The sequence below is a fragment of the Knoellia koreensis genome (genome assembly GCF_013041615.1).
Lineage (GTDB): Bacteria > Actinomycetota > Actinomycetes > Actinomycetales > Dermatophilaceae > Pedococcus > Pedococcus koreensis.
On sequence record NZ_JABEPQ010000002.1, the window covers coordinates 610,308 to 627,636 of the forward strand.

Annotated in this window: 18 protein-coding genes; 11 read left to right on the forward strand and 7 right to left on the reverse strand. The window is 72.6% G+C overall.

Annotation, left to right across the window (positions count from 1 at the left end):
• Positions 1–30 precede the first annotated feature (30 nt).
• The 3 genes from HJG52_RS21635 to HJG52_RS11165 all read left to right on the forward strand — a co-directional run bounded on the left by HJG52_RS21635 (position 31) and on the right by HJG52_RS11165 (position 1,893).
• Positions 31–828 carry a peptidoglycan DD-metalloendopeptidase family protein gene (locus HJG52_RS21635; protein ID WP_206070521.1) on the forward strand — a complete coding sequence of 266 codons (798 nt, stop codon included), beginning with the start codon at positions 31–33 and terminating at the stop codon, positions 826–828.
• Between the two features lie 61 nt (positions 829–889).
• Complete coding sequence (locus HJG52_RS11160) at positions 890–1,315, forward strand: SRPBCC family protein (RefSeq protein ID WP_171243656.1); 426 nt, start codon at positions 890–892, stop codon at positions 1,313–1,315.
• A 2-nt stretch (positions 1,316–1,317) separates the two neighbouring features.
• Positions 1,318–1,893, forward strand: coding sequence for a TetR/AcrR family transcriptional regulator (locus HJG52_RS11165; protein WP_171243657.1), 576 nt, complete (start codon positions 1,318–1,320; stop codon positions 1,891–1,893).
• 108 nt (positions 1,894–2,001) lie between these two features.
• On the opposite strand, the gene pcrA is transcribed toward HJG52_RS11165, so the two are convergent.
• Positions 2,002–4,455 carry a DNA helicase PcrA gene (gene pcrA / locus HJG52_RS11170; protein WP_171243658.1) on the reverse strand — a complete coding sequence of 818 codons (2,454 nt, stop codon included), beginning with the start codon at positions 4,453–4,455 and terminating at the stop codon, positions 2,002–2,004.
• An 85-nt stretch (positions 4,456–4,540) separates the two neighbouring features.
• On the opposite strand from pcrA, the gene HJG52_RS11175 reads away from it, so the two are divergent.
• From HJG52_RS11175 to HJG52_RS11185, 3 genes are read left to right on the forward strand one after another with little or no spacing between them, the layout of a single operon-like run.
• On the forward strand, positions 4,541–5,374 hold the full coding sequence (locus HJG52_RS11175) for a uracil-DNA glycosylase (protein ID WP_346767689.1): 834 nt from the start codon (positions 4,541–4,543) through the stop codon (positions 5,372–5,374).
• Between the two features lie 34 nt (positions 5,375–5,408).
• Complete coding sequence (locus tag HJG52_RS11180) at positions 5,409–6,395, forward strand: quinone oxidoreductase family protein (protein ID WP_171243660.1); 987 nt, start codon at positions 5,409–5,411, stop codon at positions 6,393–6,395.
• Between the two features lie 39 nt (positions 6,396–6,434).
• Positions 6,435–7,571, forward strand: a complete 1,137-nt coding sequence (locus HJG52_RS11185; RefSeq protein ID WP_171243661.1) for a DNA polymerase IV — start codon at positions 6,435–6,437, stop codon at positions 7,569–7,571.
• Between the two features lie 117 nt (positions 7,572–7,688).
• Here HJG52_RS11185 and HJG52_RS11190 read toward each other — a convergent pair whose 3' ends face one another.
• The 3 genes from HJG52_RS11190 to HJG52_RS11200 form a co-directional block, all read right to left on the reverse strand.
• Positions 7,689–8,033 (reverse strand): hypothetical protein, encoded by a 345-nt coding sequence (locus HJG52_RS11190; protein WP_171243662.1) that lies wholly within the window; start codon positions 8,031–8,033, stop codon positions 7,689–7,691.
• A gap of 81 nt (positions 8,034–8,114) precedes the next feature.
• Positions 8,115–8,807: a LuxR C-terminal-related transcriptional regulator gene (locus HJG52_RS11195; protein ID WP_171243663.1), complete on the reverse strand. Its 693-nt coding sequence runs from the start codon at positions 8,805–8,807 to the stop codon at positions 8,115–8,117.
• On the reverse strand, positions 8,794–10,158 hold the full coding sequence (locus HJG52_RS11200; RefSeq protein WP_171243664.1) for an ATP-binding protein: 1,365 nt from the start codon (positions 10,156–10,158) through the stop codon (positions 8,794–8,796). The genes HJG52_RS11195 and HJG52_RS11200 overlap by 14 nt, the downstream gene beginning before the upstream one ends.
• 125 nt (positions 10,159–10,283) lie before the next feature.
• Between HJG52_RS11200 and HJG52_RS21285 the strand changes: the two genes are divergently transcribed.
• Both HJG52_RS21285 and HJG52_RS11210 read left to right on the forward strand, forming a co-directional pair.
• Positions 10,284–11,654 carry a PspC domain-containing protein gene (locus HJG52_RS21285; RefSeq protein ID WP_171243665.1) on the forward strand — a complete coding sequence of 457 codons (1,371 nt, stop codon included), beginning with the start codon at positions 10,284–10,286 and terminating at the stop codon, positions 11,652–11,654.
• Between the two features lie 5 nt (positions 11,655–11,659).
• Positions 11,660–12,157, forward strand: coding sequence for a hypothetical protein (locus tag HJG52_RS11210; protein ID WP_171243666.1), 498 nt, complete (start codon positions 11,660–11,662; stop codon positions 12,155–12,157).
• Positions 12,158–12,164: 7 nt separating this feature from the next.
• Here the strand turns inward: HJG52_RS11210 and HJG52_RS21640 are convergent, their stop codons facing one another.
• Positions 12,165–12,881, reverse strand: a complete 717-nt coding sequence (locus HJG52_RS21640; RefSeq protein WP_346767690.1) for an NUDIX hydrolase — start codon at positions 12,879–12,881, stop codon at positions 12,165–12,167.
• Positions 12,878–14,086 carry a glycosyltransferase gene (locus tag HJG52_RS11220; protein ID WP_346767691.1) on the reverse strand — a complete coding sequence of 403 codons (1,209 nt, stop codon included), beginning with the start codon at positions 14,084–14,086 and terminating at the stop codon, positions 12,878–12,880. The genes HJG52_RS21640 and HJG52_RS11220 overlap by 4 nt, the downstream gene beginning before the upstream one ends.
• Between HJG52_RS11220 and HJG52_RS11225 the strand changes: the two genes are divergently transcribed.
• From HJG52_RS11225 to HJG52_RS11235, 3 genes are read left to right on the forward strand one after another with little or no spacing between them, the layout of a single operon-like run.
• Positions 14,076–14,897 (forward strand): PIG-L deacetylase family protein, encoded by an 822-nt coding sequence (locus HJG52_RS11225; protein ID WP_171243667.1) that lies wholly within the window; start codon positions 14,076–14,078, stop codon positions 14,895–14,897. The genes HJG52_RS11220 and HJG52_RS11225 overlap by 11 nt on opposite strands.
• Positions 14,894–15,982: a lysylphosphatidylglycerol synthase transmembrane domain-containing protein gene (locus HJG52_RS11230; protein WP_346767692.1), complete on the forward strand. Its 1,089-nt coding sequence runs from the start codon at positions 14,894–14,896 to the stop codon at positions 15,980–15,982. Before HJG52_RS11225 ends, HJG52_RS11230 begins: the two co-directional genes overlap by 4 nt.
• The gene (locus HJG52_RS11235; protein WP_171243668.1) at positions 15,979–16,413 is read left to right on the forward strand and encodes a hypothetical protein; all 435 of its coding nucleotides are present in this window, start codon (positions 15,979–15,981) and stop codon (positions 16,411–16,413) included. Before HJG52_RS11230 ends, HJG52_RS11235 begins: the two co-directional genes overlap by 4 nt.
• Before the next feature lie 81 nt (positions 16,414–16,494).
• Here the strand turns inward: HJG52_RS11235 and HJG52_RS11240 are convergent, their stop codons facing one another.
• Positions 16,495–17,328, reverse strand: coding sequence for an aminoglycoside phosphotransferase (locus HJG52_RS11240; RefSeq protein ID WP_171243669.1), 834 nt, complete (start codon positions 17,326–17,328; stop codon positions 16,495–16,497).
• Position 17,329 lies beyond the last annotated feature (1 nt).

Here is a 17,329-nt window from a genome sequence, read left to right on the forward strand (position 1 = left end):
GTGTCCCCTCGCACGTCAGGTCATCACTTCGTGAGCACATCCTCCTACGAGGGCCGTCACCGCGCCCCGGGCCGTCACCGTGCGCCCCGGCGCGGACTGCGGGTACCCACCGGGCTCAAGGCCGGCTTCATCCTCCCCAGCGCCGCTGCGGCGGCGCTCGTGGTGACCGCCTCCGGCGCCACCGTCGCCGACTCCGCACCCGCCGTGTTCGACCTGGCCGGGGCCGGCGCCAAGGCGAAGGAGGCCAAGGCGCAGGACGCCAAGGCCTCCGCGTTCGAGCGCACCGAGGCCCAGCAGCAGCGTGAGGCCCAGGCCACCGCAGCCAACGCCCGCGTCATCGAGGCCCAGCGCATCGCCCGCAACGCCGAGCGCAAGGCCGTCGCCAAGCGGACCGCCAAGGCAGCCGCGCTCAAGAAGGCCGAGGACGCCCGCAAGGCGCGCGAGAAGTGGCTCATGCCGGTCCAGGGCGCCATCTTCACGTCCGGCTACGGCTGGCGCTGGGGCCGCATGCACCAGGGCGACGACCTGGCGATGCCGATCGGCACCCCGCTCAAGGCCATGTCGACCGGCACGGTGATCTTCGCCGGGGTGCAGGGCGGCTACGGCAACAAGGTCGAGATCGAGTACTGGGACGGCACCGTCTCCTACTACGGCCACATGAACTCCATCTCCGCCACGGTGGGCCAGAAGGTCGCACCCGGCGACGTCATCGGCTACTCCGGCAACACCGGCCGCTCGACCGGCCCGCACCTGCACCTGGAGATCCACCCGAACGGCGGCCCGGCCATCGACCCCGGCCCCTGGCTGCAGAACAAGGGCCTGCAGTAGCCCCTCCTCCCCCGAAGCCCGGCGCACCTGACACCCGCCAGGCCGTTGTATCATTTGATACATGATTGCCGTCGAGCTTCGCTCCCCTGCTCCGGCCGAGACGGTCTGGGACCTGGTTGCCGACCTGCCCCGGTGGGGTGAGCGGCTTCCCACCATGGACTCCGTCACGCCACTCGTCGCGGACCAACCCACAGGCGTCGGCAGCCGTTTCGAGGTGCGCCAGCCCGGGCTGCGTCCTGCGGTCTACACCGTGACTCGGTGGGACCCAGGCGCCGGGTTCGACTGGGAGGCAAGGACTTTGGGGGTTCGCACCGTCGCGACCCACGAGGTGACGCGCGACGGCGACGGGTCCCTGCTGGTCCTCACGCTCACCTGGTCGGGGCCGATGGCGTGGCTGGCCCGGCGCGTGTTCGGCCGCAAGGCCGAGGCCATGGTGCGCGAGGAGGCGCAGACGTTCGCCCGGCTGGCGACGGCCGAGCAGGCCTGAGTATGCCGCCGGGAGACTCCTCGTCGCCGCGCGCCGAGCTGCTCGCGCGCGCCATCGACTACTACGCACGGCACGGCGTCCTCGACACCAGCATGCGCACACTGGCCGCCGGCATCGGGACGAGCAACCGAATGCTCAACTACCACTTCGGGTCGCGTGAGGACCTGCTCGCCGCCGTCGTGGAGGCCGTGTGCGAAGCCGAGGGCGATGCGATCCGCGGCTACCTCGAGGCGTCGCAGGACCCGTTCGAGGCCGGGCTCGCCTACTGGGAGCACGTGGCCGCGACCGCCGAGGTGTTCGCGCCGCTGTTCTACGAGCTGTCCGCGCACGCGATGTACGGCAAGCCGTACGCCGCTCGGCTGCGCGACGTGCTGGTCAGCGCGTGGCTCGACGCCTTCACCACGGGCTTCCGCCGGGTGACCGGCACCCCCGACGAGGCGTGGCAGCTGGCCCACCTCAGCCTGGCCGTCGGTCGCGGAGTGCTGTTCGACCTGGCCCTCGGCGGCGACCGCGCCACGGCCGACGCCACCATCGCCGCCTACACGGCCATGGTCCGCCAGCAGGTCGAGAACGCCTGAGACACCGGCCGACGGCGCGACGACTCCGGTCAGGTGACGACCCTGCGGGATGCCAGCCGCGCGGCATACTGCGCCCCTGGCAGCCCGGAAGAGCGCGAAGGCGACCTGTCAGAGCTTCTCGAGCGGGGCGTAGCGCAGCAGGAACCGCTTGACGCCGGTCTCCCCGCCGAAGTCGACGTGCGCCTGCGTCTTGTCGCCCTCGCCCTCGGTCTTGACGACGGTGCCCATGCCGTAGCTGTCGTGGGTGACCTTGTCGCCGGGCTTGAGCGCGATGACGGGGCGGTTGCCGGGCGAGCGCACGCCGGGGCGACCGGCCAGCGTCGCCACGGCCGGGCGCGACGGGCGCCGGACCTCGGTCGCGGCCGCCGCGCGCTGCCAGTCGACGAGGTGTCCGGGGATCTCGTCGAGGAAGCGGCTCGCCGGGTTGTACTGGGGCGCCCCCCACGCGGAGCGCACCGCCGCACGCGACAGGTGGAGGCGCTGGCGGGCGCGGGTGATGCCGACGTAGGCCAGCCGCCGCTCCTCCTCGAGCTCCTTGGGGTCGCCGAGCGCGCGCAGGTGGGGGAAGGTGCCGTCCTCGAGGCCGGTGAGGAAGACGACGGGGAACTCCAGGCCCTTGGCGGTGTGCAGCGTCATCAGCGTGACGACGCCCTGCTCCTCCGCCTCCTCGGTCTCGGGGATCTCATCGGCGTCGGCGACCAGCGACACCTGCTCGAGGAAGTCCTCGAGGCTCGCGACCTCGCCGGTCGACGCGCGTGACTCGTCGAACTCCTGCGCCACGGCGACGAGCTCGGCGAGGTTCTCGATGCGGGTCTCGTCCTGCGGGTCGTGGCTGGCGCGCAGCTCCTTGAGGTAGCCGGACTTGTCGAGGATCGCCTCGAGCAGGTCGGCCACGCCGGCCTCGTCGTCCTCGTGGATGCGGCCCAGCTCCTCGAGCAGCGTGGTGAAGCCCTTGACCGCCGCGACCGAGCGCGTCGCGATGCCGGGTGCGTCCTCGACCCGGCCCAGCGCCGCCACGAACGGGATCCGCTCGCGGTCGGCTAGCGCGGCCACGGCACCCTCGGCCCGGTCGCCGATGCCGCGCTTGGGCACGTTGAGGATGCGTCGCAGGTTGACCGTGTCGGCGGGGTTGGAGATGACGCGCAGGTAGGCGAGCGCGTCCTTGACCTCGCGCCGCTCGTAGAACCGCGTGCCGCCAACCACCTTGTAGGGCAAGCCAACTCGCACGAAGACTTCCTCGAGCGCACGCGACTGGGCGTTGGTGCGGTAGAAGACCGCGACGTCCTTGGGCTTCACGCCCGCCGCGTCGGAGAGCTCGTCGATGGTCTTGGCGACGAACGACGCCTCGTCGTGCTCGTTGTCGGCGACGTAGCCGACGATGAGGTCGCCGTCGCCGCTGTCGGTCCAGAGGTTCTTCTTGCGGCGGCCCTCGTTGCGGGCGATGACGGCGTTGGCTGCCTGGAGGATCGTCTGGGTGGAGCGGTAGTTCTGCTCGAGCAGGATGGTCCGGGCGTCCGGGTAGTCCTCCTCGAACTCGATGATGTTGCGGATCGTCGCCCCGCGGAACGCGTAGATCGACTGGTCCGCATCGCCCACGACGACCAGCTCGGCCGGCGGCACGGCATACGTCTCACCCTCCGCGTGCACCGGCCCGACCAGCTCCCGAACCAGCTGGTACTGCGCGTGGTTCGTGTCCTGGTACTCGTCGACGAGCACGTGCCGGAACCGGCGCCGGTAGTGCTCCGCCACGTCGGGGAACGCCTGGAGGATGTTGACGGTCGTCATGATGAGGTCGTCGAAGTCGAGCGCGTTCGCCGCCCGCAGCCGCCGCTGGTACTCGGTGTAGGCCTCGGCCAGCATCCGCTCCTGGTGCGTGCCCTCGGTGACCCGCGACGCGAACGTCTCCTCGTCGACGAGCTCGTTCTTGAGGTTGCTGACCTGGTGGCTGAACGACCGCGGCGGGTAGCGCTTGGGGTCGAGGTCGAGGTCGCGCAGCACCATCGCCATGAGCCGCTGGCTGTCGGCCGCGTCGTAGATCGAGAACGTCGACTTGAGCCCGACCTTGCCGGCCTCGCGCCGCAGGATGCGCACGCACGCCGAGTGGAACGTCATGACCCACATCGACTTCGCGCGCGGCCCGACGAGGGCGGTCACCCGCTCGCGCATCTCGGCGGCGGCCTTGTTGGTGAACGTGATCGCGAGCACCTGCCCCGGCTGCACCCCGCGCGCCCCGAGGAGGTAGGCGATGCGGTTGGTCAGCACGCGCGTCTTGCCCGACCCGGCGCCGGCGACGATGAGCAGCGGGCTGCCCTGGTGGAGGACGGCCTCGCGCTGGGGCGGGTTGAGTCCCTCGAGCAGGCTCTCGGGGTCGATCTGTGGGTGGGTATGCCGCCCGCTCGCCTCCGCACCCCCGTCACCACCGGGCGCCTCACCGCCGGCGACCGCCCACGCGGGCACGCCGCGGTCGTCGACCAGGGCAGCCCGGGCGGAGCTGACCGTGTTGTCGTCAGGGGTCGGGCTGGTTGCGGCGTCGCCGAAGAGGTTGTCGAAGAGAGTGCTCATGCTGGCGTCCAGCCTACGTGCCGCGAGCGACATCCCGAGCCGCCCATCCACCGCCCGGCGACACACGGTGGGTAGGTTCGGGCGGGTGACCTCCCCCGCCGAGCCGCACCCGATCACGGGGCAGGAGTTCACCTCGCCGGTGCCGCCCGGGTCCGGCTGGCCGGGCGACCCCGCGACACCCGCCACTCCGGTCGCCCACGACGCCGCCCAGGTCATCGAGCTGGCGCGCTCGAGCCGCGACCTGGCCGAGCTCGACGCGCGCACCTCGGTGTGCCGCGCGTGCCCGCGCCTGGTCGCCTGGAGGGAGGAGGTCGCCACGACCGGGCGACGCGCCTCGTTCGCCGACCAGCCCTACTGGGGCCGACCTGTGCCGTCGTTCGGCGACCCGGAGCCCGAGGTGCTGGTCGTGGGCCTCGCCCCGGCCGCCAACGGGGCCAACCGCACCGGTCGCATGTTCACCGGTGACCGGTCCGGCGACTTCCTGTATGCCGCGTTGTACCGTGCCGGGTTCGCCAGCCAGCCCGACGCCACGGCGAGCGGCGACGGCCTGGTACTGCACGGCATACGCATCGCCGCCCCGGTCCACTGCGCTCCCCCGGCCAACAAGCCCACGACTCAGGAGAAGGCGACCTGCGCCGGCTGGCTCGACCGCGAGCTCGAGCTCGTCGGGCCGACGCTGCGCTCGGTGCTCGTGCTCGGGTCGATCGGATGGGACGCCATGCTCGCCGCGGCACGCCGGGTCGGCTGGGAGGTGCCGCGGCCCAAACCGCGGTTCGGGCACGGCGCCGAGGCGGTCCTCACCCAGCCGGACGGGCGGGAGGTGCGACTCGTCGGCAGCTACCACGTGAGCCAGCAGAACACCTTCACCGGCAAGCTCACGCCGGCCATGCTCGACGCCGTGGTCGCGCGGCTGCGCTGACGCGCGGGGCGAGCCCGCGGCATACAGTCGGCTCATGACCGACACCACTGCCACCGCGCTCGTGTGCACCAAGCCTGGCGACTCCTCCGTTCTGGAGGTGCAGGACGTCGAGGTGAGCCCGCCCGGCGAGGGTGAGGCGCAGGTCGAGGTGGCCGCGGTCGGCGTCAACTTCATCGACGTCTACCAGCGCCAGGGCGTCTACCCGATGGAGACGCCGTTCGTCATGTGCTCCGAGGGCGCCGGCACGGTGCGTGCCGTCGGAGAGGGCGTCACGGACGTGGCGGTCGGCGACCGGGTGGCCTGGGCGCACCCGGTGGGTGCGGGCGCGACGACTGCCAACCGCCCCGCCAAGGACCTCGTGCCGGTGCCCGACGGGCTCGACCTCGAGACCGCGGCCGCCGCCATGCTTCAGGGCATGACCGCGCACTACCTCGTCAACTCCACGTATGCCGTGGGGCCGGGGACCGTGGCCCTCGTCCACGCCGCGGCCGGCGGCGTCGGCCAGCTGCTCGTGCAGATGATCACGGCCAAGGGTGGCAAGGTCATCGCGACCGCGGGCTCGGAGGACAAGCTGGAGATCGCGCGCCGGCTCGGGGCGGTCGCGGCGATCAACTACCGCGAGACCGACGACCTGGCCGCCGCCGTCCGAAAAGCCAATGGTGGCAACGGGGTTGACGTCGCCTACGACGGCGTGGGGAAGGCGACCTTCGATGCGTCGCTGGACTCGCTGCGGCCGCGCGGGATGCTGGTGCTGTTCGGCGGTGCGAGTGGACAGGTGCCGCCGTTCGATCTCCAGCGGCTCAACAAGGCGGGGTCGGTCTACGTCACGCGGCCGACACTGGTCAACTACACGGCGACGCGCGAGGAACTGCTCGAGCGCGGCGAGTCGGTGCTGGGCGACTTGGCGGCCGGGCGGCTGCACATCGAGATCGGGGGCCGCTACCCGTTGGCGGAGGCCGCCCGCGCCTACGACGACCTCGAGTCGCGCCGCACCACCGGAAAGCTGCTGCTCATCCCGTGAACCGCTGGCACTGACACCGGCGCCGGGCAGGATGGGGCCATGACCGACGAGCGTCCGTGGGTGCTGCACGTCGACCTCGACCAGTTCATCGCGGCGGTCGAGATCCTGCGGCGGCCCGAGCTCGCCGGCCTGCCGGTCGTCGTGGGTGGTCGCGGCGACCCGACCGAGCGGGCGGTCGTGTCGACCGCGTCCTACGAGGCGCGCGAGTTCGGCATCCGGTCGGGTATGCCGCTCAAGACGGCCGTGCGCAAGTGTCCTGACGCGGTGTTCCTCCCCGTCGATGCACCGGCCTACGAGGAGGCGTCGGCTGCCGTGATGGGGGTGCTGCGGGGTATGCCGGGTGCGGTCGTGGAGGTGCTCGGCTGGGACGAGGCGTTCGTGGGGGTCACGACGGAAGACCCTGTGGCATATGCGAACTCGATCCGGACGGCAGTCTTCGAGGCGACGTCGCTGCACTGCTCCGTCGGCGTCGGCGACACCAAGGTGCGGGCCAAGATCGCGACCGACTTCGGCAAGCCGCAGGGGGTCTACCGGCTGACCCGCGACAACTGGTTCGAGGTGATGGGCGCCCGGCCGACGACGGCCCTGTGGGGCGTGGGCACGCGGATCGCCGCGCGGCTGGCCAGCCACGGCTACCGGACGGTGGAGGACCTGGCCGATGCCGATGAAGCCGTGCTCGTGGCGGAGTTCGGGCCGACCATGGGCCCGCACTACGGACGGCTGGGCCGCGGCGTCAGCTCGGCCACCGTCGACGACACCCCCTGGGTCGCGCGGGCGCACGGCCGCGAGACGACCTACCAGACGAATCTCACTGAGCCGCAAGAGATCTCGGCTGCGTTGCGCGAGCTTGCCGGGCAGGTTGTCGAGGACATCCGCGCCGAGCAACGCCCCTGCATCCGGGTCTTCCTCAAGGTGCGCTTCGCGCCGTTCTTCACGGTCAACCGGGGGCGCAAGCTTGCCGAGCCGACGTACGACCCGGACGTCATCGCCGCCACCGCGGTGGCCCTGTTCACCGCTCTGGAGGACGAGCGCCCGGTGCGGTTGCTGGGGGTGCGGGCCGAGATGGTGCCGCCCGAGGGCGGCTACGACTCACCGCGGTCCACGGGTCGGGGCGGACCGAGTGCCCAGCGGTCCGGCACGGCCGGCGCCACCGACGACGTGGCCCCGAAACCCTGACCCGCGCACCCGGGTGACCCCGCGGCATACGAACTTTGGCCCAAAGTTGGTGGGAGACGGGAACCTTCCAAGCCTTCGCGAACTTTGGCCCAAAGTTCGCCGAGGGTGGACGTCTGGTCAGTGCCAGAAGACGGCGACCAGGGTGTTGAGGACGGCGAGCGCACCGGCGACGGTGACGAGGTTGGGCTTGGGTGCGCCCTTGCGCTCACCGGCATTCGCGATCTCGGCGCACGCCACGACCGCGAGCGCGACGACCAGCTTGACGCCGATCTTGGCGTGGTTGACCGGGTCGTCACCGGACTCGGCGAGGCCGGTGAGGATGAGCCCGGTCAGCAGCTGGATCCGGGCGCCCCACACGAGCGCCGGGGTCGCCTTGCCCCGGGCCACGAAGACGGCGCTGCCGACGATCGCCGCGAGGCCGAGGAGGTGCAGCACCAGGAACAGGTCGCGCAGGAAGTCCATGCCCGAAGCCTAGCCGCGAAACCAGGCGCGCCGGCCACGCGGCATACCCGCGCGCTCGAGGCCTGGACCGGGTCGGGACCCTCAGAGCAGGCGGCGACCCATCGCCCACGCGGTCAGCTCGTGCCGCGACGACAGCTGGAGCTTGCGCAGCACCGACGACACGTGCGTCTCGACCGTCTTGACCGAGATGAACAGCTCCTTGGCGACTTCCTTGTACTGGTAGCCGCGCGCGATCAGCCGCATGACCTCGCGCTCGCGCGCGGACAGCCGGTCGAGCTCCTCGTCGACCTCGGCGATCTCGCCCGCGGCCGCACCGAACGCGTCGAGCACGAAGCCAGCCAGCCGCGGCGAGAACACCGCGTCGCCGTCGCTCACCCGCCGGATCGCGTGCACGAGGTCGGTGGCGTTGATCGTCTTGGTGACGTAGCCGCGGGCGCCGGCGCGGATCACCGCGATGACGTCCTCGGCGGCGTCGGACACCGACAGCGCGAGGAACCGCACCGGCTGCCCGTCCTCGGTCTCGAGCCCGCGCGCGCCGTGCAGCACGTCGACGCCGCCGTTGCCGTTGCCGCCGGGAAGGTGCACGTCGAGCAGCACCACGGCCGGTCGCGTCTCGCGGATCACCGTGACCGCGGAGTCCACGTCGGGCGCCTCCCCCACGATGTCGACGAGCTCGCCGATCTCGGCCCGCACCCCTGAGCGGAACATGCGGTGGTCGTCGACGAGGACGACCCGCACGCGGCTGCGGGGGACGGTGCGCTCAGGCGTGGTCATGACTCTCCTCTGGTGCGTCCGCCGTGACCGGCGGCAGTGCGAAGCTGACTTCGGTGCCGTTCTCGAGGCGGCGCACCCGCGCGCGACCGCCGTGGCGTTCCATCCTGCCGAGGATCGAGTTGCGCACGCCGAGCCGGTCCTCGGGCACCTCGTCAAGGTCGAAGCCGGGCCCGTGGTCGCGCACGAACGCCTCGACCCCCGCGGGGCCGACCTCGAGGTAGAGGGACACGGGTGGCTCGCCGTGCCGGCAGGCGTTGGCGAGCGCCTCACGCACGGCGCGCACGAGCGCCTGCCCGCCGTCCTCGAGCGGTCGGTCACCGGTGGAGACGACGTCGACGGGTATGCCGTGCAGCTCCTCGACCTCGTGCGCCGCCTCGGCGACCGCGGCGGCGAGCGTGACGTCGGGGTCGGTCGGTGCGGCATACAGCCACGAGCGCAGCTCGCGCTCCTGGGCGCGCGCGAGCTGGACGACCGCGGCGGGGTCCTGCGCCTTGCGCTGGATGAGTGCGAGGGTCTGCAGCACCGAGTCGTGCAGGTGGGCGGCGATGTCGGCGCGTTCGGTGGCGCGGGCCAGCTCGGCCTGCTCGCGGCGCAGGTCCGACCACAGCCGCAGCATCCACGGTGCCGCGATGAGGGCGATGCCGGCGAGCACCGCGACGACAGCGGCGCCGATGTCCCACATGGCCGAGATCGAACGGCCTCGGGTCGCCATGATGACGAGCCCGGCGAGCGCGAGAATGCCACCGAAGACGAGTCGCGCGGCGCTGAATCGCTTTGTGCCGGAGTCGTTTCCGAGCCATCGGCCACGCTGCGCATCGTCGAGCTGCGACCACGCGATCACCGCACCGACCGCAACCACCAGCAGCGGCACGAGGATGCGGAGGCGCGCGTTGAACCCGGCGCTCTGCGCGGCGACGACGAGCCCGACGAAGACCATGACCCCACCGACGAGCAGCACGCGCGTGGCGTCGCGCTCCTCGGAGGCGGCCTTGGCCTTGGCGGGGTCGGGCACCCGTGCAGCAGCCTGCGGGTCGGCCGGGTCGATGGTGGTGATGCCGCCACCGATGACCCCGCCGCGCGACTGCGGGCTGAGCGCCCACAGGAACACGTAGGCCACGAGACCGGCGCCAGTGGGGATGCACGACAGCACGAACCCGATCCGGACCCACCGCACCGGCCAGCCGAGGTGCTCCGCCAGCCCGGCGGAGACACCGGCGATGACCCTGCCCTCGGCGGGTCGGGCGTACACGCGTCGCGGCCGCGCGCTGGCGGCAGCGGTCGTGGTCGTTGCGGTGGTGGCGGCGGCCCTCCCCTCGGGTGCGGGTGCGGGCCGCTCGTACGGAGTCGGCATGCACTCATCCTGACGCACGCCGCCGCCGATTCCGAACGATCCCGGGGTCCTCGGGGGTCTCATCAGGGTCGGTTCAGGGTCGACCCTCATGGCAGCGCCGCACGCCCGGCGACACGATGGTTGGCATGACGCAGAACCCCGGGCCCGCCATGGCGCCCACGAACGACACGAGCGGCCTCGACCGCTTCTTCGGCTGGCTGAGGTCGATGGACCTGCGCCGCGACGGCGACGACAAGTGGATCGCGGGCGTGTGCTCCGGCATCGCCCGACGACTGGGCATCGACCCCATCGTGGTCCGCGCGGCCGTGGTGCTGCTGGTGATCCTGGGCGGGCTCGGGTTCACGATCTACCTCGTCGCGTGGGCCTTCATCCCCAATGACAAGGACGAGGTCGTCGCCGAGCGTGCAGTGCGCGGCGGCGACGTCCTGGGCATCATCCTGCTGGTCGTCATCGCCCTGTCCCTGTTCGGCGGGCTCGGGTTCGCCGGCGACAACGGCGGGTTCGTCTGGTTCTGGTGGGTGCTGCTGCCGGTCGGGGTCGTCGTCTGGCTCGTGACCCGCAACCGCCGGCCCGGGCAGATGCGCCACGCGGCCGGCCAGGCAGCCCAGTGGACCCACCAGGCGAGCGACCGCGTCGCCGCCGCGTCGGTCGAGCTCGGCGAACGCGCCGAGCAGTGGAGCGCGAACCGCGGCAGCGCACCTGCCGACACCCCAGCCGGACCGTATGCCGCGCCCCCCTCCGCCGGGCCGGCATACGGTCCACCAGCCCAGCCACCGGCCCCACCGGCGTCCACCGCGCCCGGGTCGCCCCGGACGCCTCCGCCCCCGCGGCCCCCGCGACGCCGGTCGGCCGGGTTCGTCGGAGCCGTCCTCGTCGGCGGCCTCGCACTCGCGGCATACGGCCTCACCCTCTGGCTGCACGACAACGGCAACTGGGCCGGCAGCGACGAGACCGTCGCACTCGCCGTCGCGCTGGGTGTCGTCGGCATCGCGCTCGTCGGTCTGGGGCTGGCCGGTTTCCGTGCCGGTCTCACAGGCTTCCTTGCCGTGCTGCTCGCCCTGACGACCTGGGCCGCCTCGGTGGTGCCGGACCTGAGCTTCGGGGGCGGCGTCGGCGACCGCGTGTGGCGACCGACGGCGACCGACACCACCAAGTCCTACCGGCTCGGCGTCGGGTCCGGCGAGGTCGACCTGAGCAACCTGCCGAACGACCCCACGACACCGGCGCAGGTCAAGGCCAACGTCGGGATCGGTGAGGTGAAGGTGCGCGTGCCGGCCGACCTCACCGTCCAGGTGCGCAGCACCGTCGGCGTCGGTGACATCTCCCAGACCCGTGCCGACCGGACCTTCGACACCGACCCGTTCACCGACACCACCAGCAGCACCGACAGCGACCGACCCAACGTCAGCACCGTGCAGACCTTCGGTGACGGCAACCCCGACGTCGTCGTCACCGCACACGTCGGCATCGGCCAGATCGTCATCGGCAAGGAGTGAGACCCATGACCACCAACAACACCCCGGAGCCGGGCACCCCGGACCACTCGCAGAAGGACGCCACCGAGAGCATCGACGCGACGCACACCGACGCGGGCAGCACCGAGCGCACCGAGCCGCTGGACACCCAGCTCCTCGGTGCGCGCGAGGACGAGGACGCGACCAGCACGCACGACGACGACGCAACGACGTGGGCTCCAGCACAGATTCCCGTGCAGCACAACGCTTCCGGCTCCATGGGCGACGACTCGGCCACCGAGACCCAAACGCACGAGCCGGTGATCGCGCCCGTTCCGGAGCGCCCCACCGGACCCCACCTGCCGCCGCTGCTGCTCGGAGTCATCTGCCTCGCGGTCGCCGGGCTCGCGCTCTGGCAGGAGCTGGCCGACGTGTCGATCGACTGGGGCAACGTGGGCCCGCTCGGCATCGTCGTCGTGGGCGCTGTGCTGGTGGTGCTCGGGCTCATCGGGCTGCTGGGCAACCGCCGCCGCAGCACCACCTGAGCCGAGGTCAGGAGTCGAGCCAGCGGTGCAGGTGCGCCGCGAAGGACCGGGTGAGCGTGTACCGGCCGAGGTCCTCGCGACGCACCCAGGCCACCCCGGCCGTCGACCCACCCACGTCGTGCACGACCGGGTCCGACGGATCGGGGCACCACGCGGCATACACGATCCGCACGGCGTGGAAGTCCTCGAGCCGTCCACTCGGTGCCCGGCCCACCCAGTGCTGGGTGCGGACGTCGATGAGCCGCTCGCCCTCGACCCACTGTCCGCTCTCCTCCCAGACCTCGCGACGCAGGCCGGCGAGCGGTGACTCGCCGGGGTCGAGCCCGCCACCGGGCAGGGTCCAGCGGCCGGGTGCGGAGGTCAGCTCGGAGAGCTCGGTGAGCAGCACCCCGCGCTCGCTCGTGACGACGCCGTATGCCGCGGTGCGCTGGTAGGGCTGCGCCACCTCGCCGGGCTCGACGACCAGGCCCGGGTCGCGTGGGGCAGGCCGCCTCGGCGCATGGACGGGTGTCGCCGCGGTCACGGCATACCGCAGCTCGAGCCCGCCCGGCACCTCGCTGACGGAGTCGACGTGGAGCACCGCCCAGCCGCGCCGCGAGAGCTCGGTCGTCGGGTCGGCGCCGTGGTGCAGCACGAACCGCGTGACCTCCCGTTCCCCCGAGCGCCCCACGACCGTGAGCTGTCGGCCGGCATCGCCCGTCGCGTCCGCCGTCACGTCCGTCACGAGGCACCCGCCCGGCGGTACTCCTCCTCGGCGAGGGCGGCCACCTCGGTCCAGGACTGGGTCGGCGCGACCGACCGGTTGTGGGTGCACAGGCGCAACCGCAGCTCGTGGTCGGTGACGAGGTGGGCCAGGTTGCGGGCGAGCTGGTCGTCGTCGGCGCCCAGCAACCCGTTGACGCCGTCGACGACGAAGTCACCGACGCCCGTGTCACGCCGGGCCACCACCGGCAACCCGCTGGTGCGCGCCTCGAGCGCGGCGATGCCGAAGGCCTCGAGGCGCGCCGGCGTCAGGTAGACGTCGCTGGCCCAGTACCGCTCCTTGAGCTCCTCGCGGTCGACCCGCCCCGGCAGGGACACCCAGTCGCCCATGTCGTGGCGTTCGACGAACCGCTCGAGCCGCCGCCGTTCCGGCCCGTCCCCGAACAGCGTCAGCCGCATGGCGGCGTCGGCCGGCGCGAGCTGGCGGGCCCGGTGGGCGACCCGCAGCACCGCGAGGGGGCGCTTGCGGGCGGCGAACCGCATGGCGGCTACCACCTCGACCGGGCGCGCAGGTGAGGCGGCCGCGGAAGCCGTGTCGGCGGCATACCCCGACGCCTGTCCGGCCATCGGCCGCCGCCAGTGGTCGACGTCGATTCCGTTGGGCAGCACGGAAATTGGGCTCGACCTGCCCACCACCGCACGCAGGTCCTCCGCCGCGATGCTGGACACGGCGGAGACTGCGGCACCCCGCTCGGCCCACCGACGCGCATGCCCGAGGGCGCGGAAGACGGGTGCCGACCGCTCCATCAGGCAGTGCCAGGTGATCGCGGTGGGCAGGCCGATCCCGAGCGCCACACCCGCCAGGTCGGTCGCGAAGGGGCTCACCACACCCATGTGCACGTGCGCCACGTCGAAGCCGCCGGTCTGGAGCCGGCGCCGCACCTCCGGGGGTGCGAGCGGGTTGACCGGCAGCTCCCACGGCAGCCGGATCGCCATGCGGTGCACCGGGATGCCGTCGACATCCTCGATCACGCCGTGGCGCTGTCCCTGGCTGCCGGGGGTCGCGGTGAAGACCTCGACCTCGTGGCCGCGCGCGACGAGGTGGGCGGCGAGGTCGTGCGTCTGGACCTCGATCCCACCGAGGCGGGGGAGGTAACAGTCCGTCAGCAGGGCCACCTTCACGGGGTCGAGCCTGCCATGCGACAGGATGGCGGTGATGACCCGCACGCTCGTGGCCTTCCACGCCCACCCCGACGACGAAGCCCTCCTGACGTCGGGCACGCTGGCGCGCGCCGCCGCCGAGGGGCACCGGGTCGTGGTCGTCGTCGCCACCGATGGCGACCTCGGGCTGACGTCGAGCGAGTATGCCGCGGGCGACAGCCTGGGGGCGCGTCGCCTCGCTGAGCTGCAGCGGTCCGCGGGGGTGCTCGGGGTGGCGCGTGTGGTCTACCTCGGGTACGCCGACAGCGGCTTGGGACCCGAGCTCCTCCCCGACCCGCCGGACCGGGTGCGGTTCGTGCGGGCGCCGGTGGAGGAGGCGGCAGCCCGGCTGGCCGCGGTGCTCGTCGAGGAGCAGGCCGACGTGCTGCTCACCTACGACCGCAAGGGCGGCTACGGGCACCGCGACCACGTGCGCGTGCACGAGGTGGGCGCGCGCGCAGCGGCCGTCGCCGGCACGGCGCGCGTGCTCCAGGCCACCGTGCCGCGCGACACCATCGCGCGGGCGGTGCGGCTCGTCGCGCGGTTCTACCGGTTCCTGCCCGAGTTCGACCTCGAGGGCTTCTGCGCGTCGTTCAGTGCCCGGTCGGAGGTCACCCACCGCATCTCCGTGTGGCGGTATGCCGCGCAGAAGCGCGCGTCGATGCGCGCGCACGCGTCGCAGGCCGCAGCCGACAACGGGGCGGACCGCACGCTGGCCGCGTTCCTGCGGATCCCGCGGCCGCTGTTCGACGTGGTGTTCGGGCGGGAGTGGTTCGTCGACCCGGCGCACCCTGCCGGCGCACCGGTCAGCCACGACGTCTTCGCGGGACTGTCGTGAGCGACGTGGGGGCGGAGATGACGCGCGACGGACGAGGTCTGGGATCCGACCCCGCCGCCGGGCCGAAGGCGTCACGGCTGCGGCGCGTCGTCCAGGCCGTCGTGGGCCTTGGGATCGCGGTGGCCCTGCTCGTGTGGGGCGTGCCGTACTTCGGGCACACGACCTGGCCCGAGATCTGGTCGATCCTGCGCACCGTGCCGACCTCCAGGGCGCTGCTGCTCCTGCTCGGCGTGGTGGTGGGGCTGTACTGCTACACCTTCACGCTCACCGGATCGATGCGCGGACTTCGGCACTGGCAGGCCCTCATCGTCAATGTCGCCGGGTCCTCGGTCGGCAACCTGCTGCCCGGCGGCGGGGCGGCCGGTCTGGCCGCGACCTACACGATCTGCCGCTCGTGGGGGTTTTCGCGCCGTGCCATCTCGACCTCCGCCATCGTCACCGGCGTCTGGAACGTGCTGTCCCGCATGGCCCTTCCCGTCATCGCGATCGTCGGCCTGCTCGCCGGGCGCGACTCCGACGTCCCTGGCGCCCTCGCCGACGCCGCGGTGGGCGCGGCCGTCACGGGCGCGCTGGTACTCACCGCGTTCGTGGCGATCATCGCTTCCGAACGCGCAGCGATCGCCATCGGCCAGACCATCGACAAGGTCGTCGGCCGGTTGTGGAAGCGCCGCAGCATGAGCGTCCGCTCCCTGGTGGTCGACCTGCGCGCCCGGATCAACGACGTCGTCCGCACCGGCTGGCTGAGCATGACGCTCGGGCTCGTGGGCTTCTTCGGGATCTACTACCTGCTGTTCCTCCTGTGCATGAAGTCGACCGGCGTCCAGCTGCCCTACGGCCAGCTGTTCGCGGCATACGCCATCGGCCGGCTGCTCACGGCCGTCGGGATCACGCCCGGTGGCATGGGCGTCACCGAGTCGGCGACGACCGCCGCGCTCGTCGCGTGGGGAGCCGCGTCGACCGAGGCCGCCGCAGGAGTACTCCTTTTCTCGCTGTTCACCCACTTCATGGAGGTGCCCCTCGGCGCCCTCGGCTGGCTCGCGTGGTCGCTGAGTCCGAAGAAGGAACCGGACGAGGAACCCCCATGAGCCCGGACTCGACGGACGGGGACGCCCGCCGCGGGCGCGACGCCGCCGACTGGCAGATCGCGGCGCAGGCCCGACGCCGTGAGCAGGAGGCGGCGCGGGCCCAACCGCTCATCGACCGGTTCGTGGCCGACGCGAAGGCGGCCGGCATCGCCCCGGTCGAGCTCACCGCGCGGCCGTGGTCGGGCGGCGGCCGCTACCGCACCGGCATCCAGGGCTGGTACCTCAAGCGTGACCGGTCCATCGGGATCGGCGAGGACGGCGGCTACTACCTGCTCGTCGTGGCACCGACCAGGTTCGGCCGGTTCCGACGGGTCGACGTGAGCCCGACCGACCCGCCGCTCCAGGTCGGCGAAGGAGCCCGCGACGGCGAGACCGGCCCGCTCGCGGAGTACCTCGCCCTGCGCCTCGCGGCCGGGCCCGACTTTCCCTGAGGTCCGACGACCTCTGCCTGCACCGTCCGCGGCATTCGGCCGCTGGCCCGCGACCTCACACCACCGACAGGCGCCCGCCGCTCACGGCGACGGCCACGCGTGGGCCAGCACCGCGGCATACCGGTCGACGTCGGCCCGCGGGCCGTCGCTGAGGAGACGGAACGTCACCGCCCGCGCGAGGGCCAGTGCCGGTATGCCGTGGCTCCAGTCCGCGAGCGCGCGCACGTCCGCGCCCAGCCAGAGCACGGCATCGAGGACGCAGACGGCCTCGGCCCACAGCGGGGGGCGCCAGTAGGGCGCCAGGTCGATCACGACCGGGGTGCCGCTCGCGTCGAGCAGGACGTTGCCGGCGAGGTCGCCGTGGACCAGCTGGTCGTCGCCGAGCCGCACGTCCCCAACAGCTTCGACGACGTCCGCCGCCACCGCCAGGAGGTTGCTACGCGGGTCGTCCGGCGTTGCGGCAGAACGGATCTCGGCCGGCGTTGCGAACGCGATGCGTTCCGCTTCAGCCCAACGGTCCGTGCGCTGGTCGAGTCCCGCCGGCCGGGTCGGGAAGGCGACGGCGAGCTCGGCGTGCAGCAAGCGGCCGGTCGCGACGAGGACGTCGAGGTCGGTGCAGGCCGTGGTGTCGGGTTCGTAGCGGCTCGCCGCCCAGCCGTCGACGACCCACTCGCCGTCGCGGGCGGGCACCGGCATAGCCAGCCGGAGTGAGCGGCGCGGTCGCAGGTCGAGCCCGACCGCCATGCGGGCCACCGGCGGACACAGCCAGGACGCCGTGGCCGCGTCGCGACCCGGCGACAGGACGAGGTCTCCCGCGACGACGCTGGCTCCCTGGCCGCCGGGCAGTGGCCGGACGTCATCCGGCACGGCGAACAGGTCGAGCACCCGCTCCGACGGTCGTGTCGGCGCGGCCACG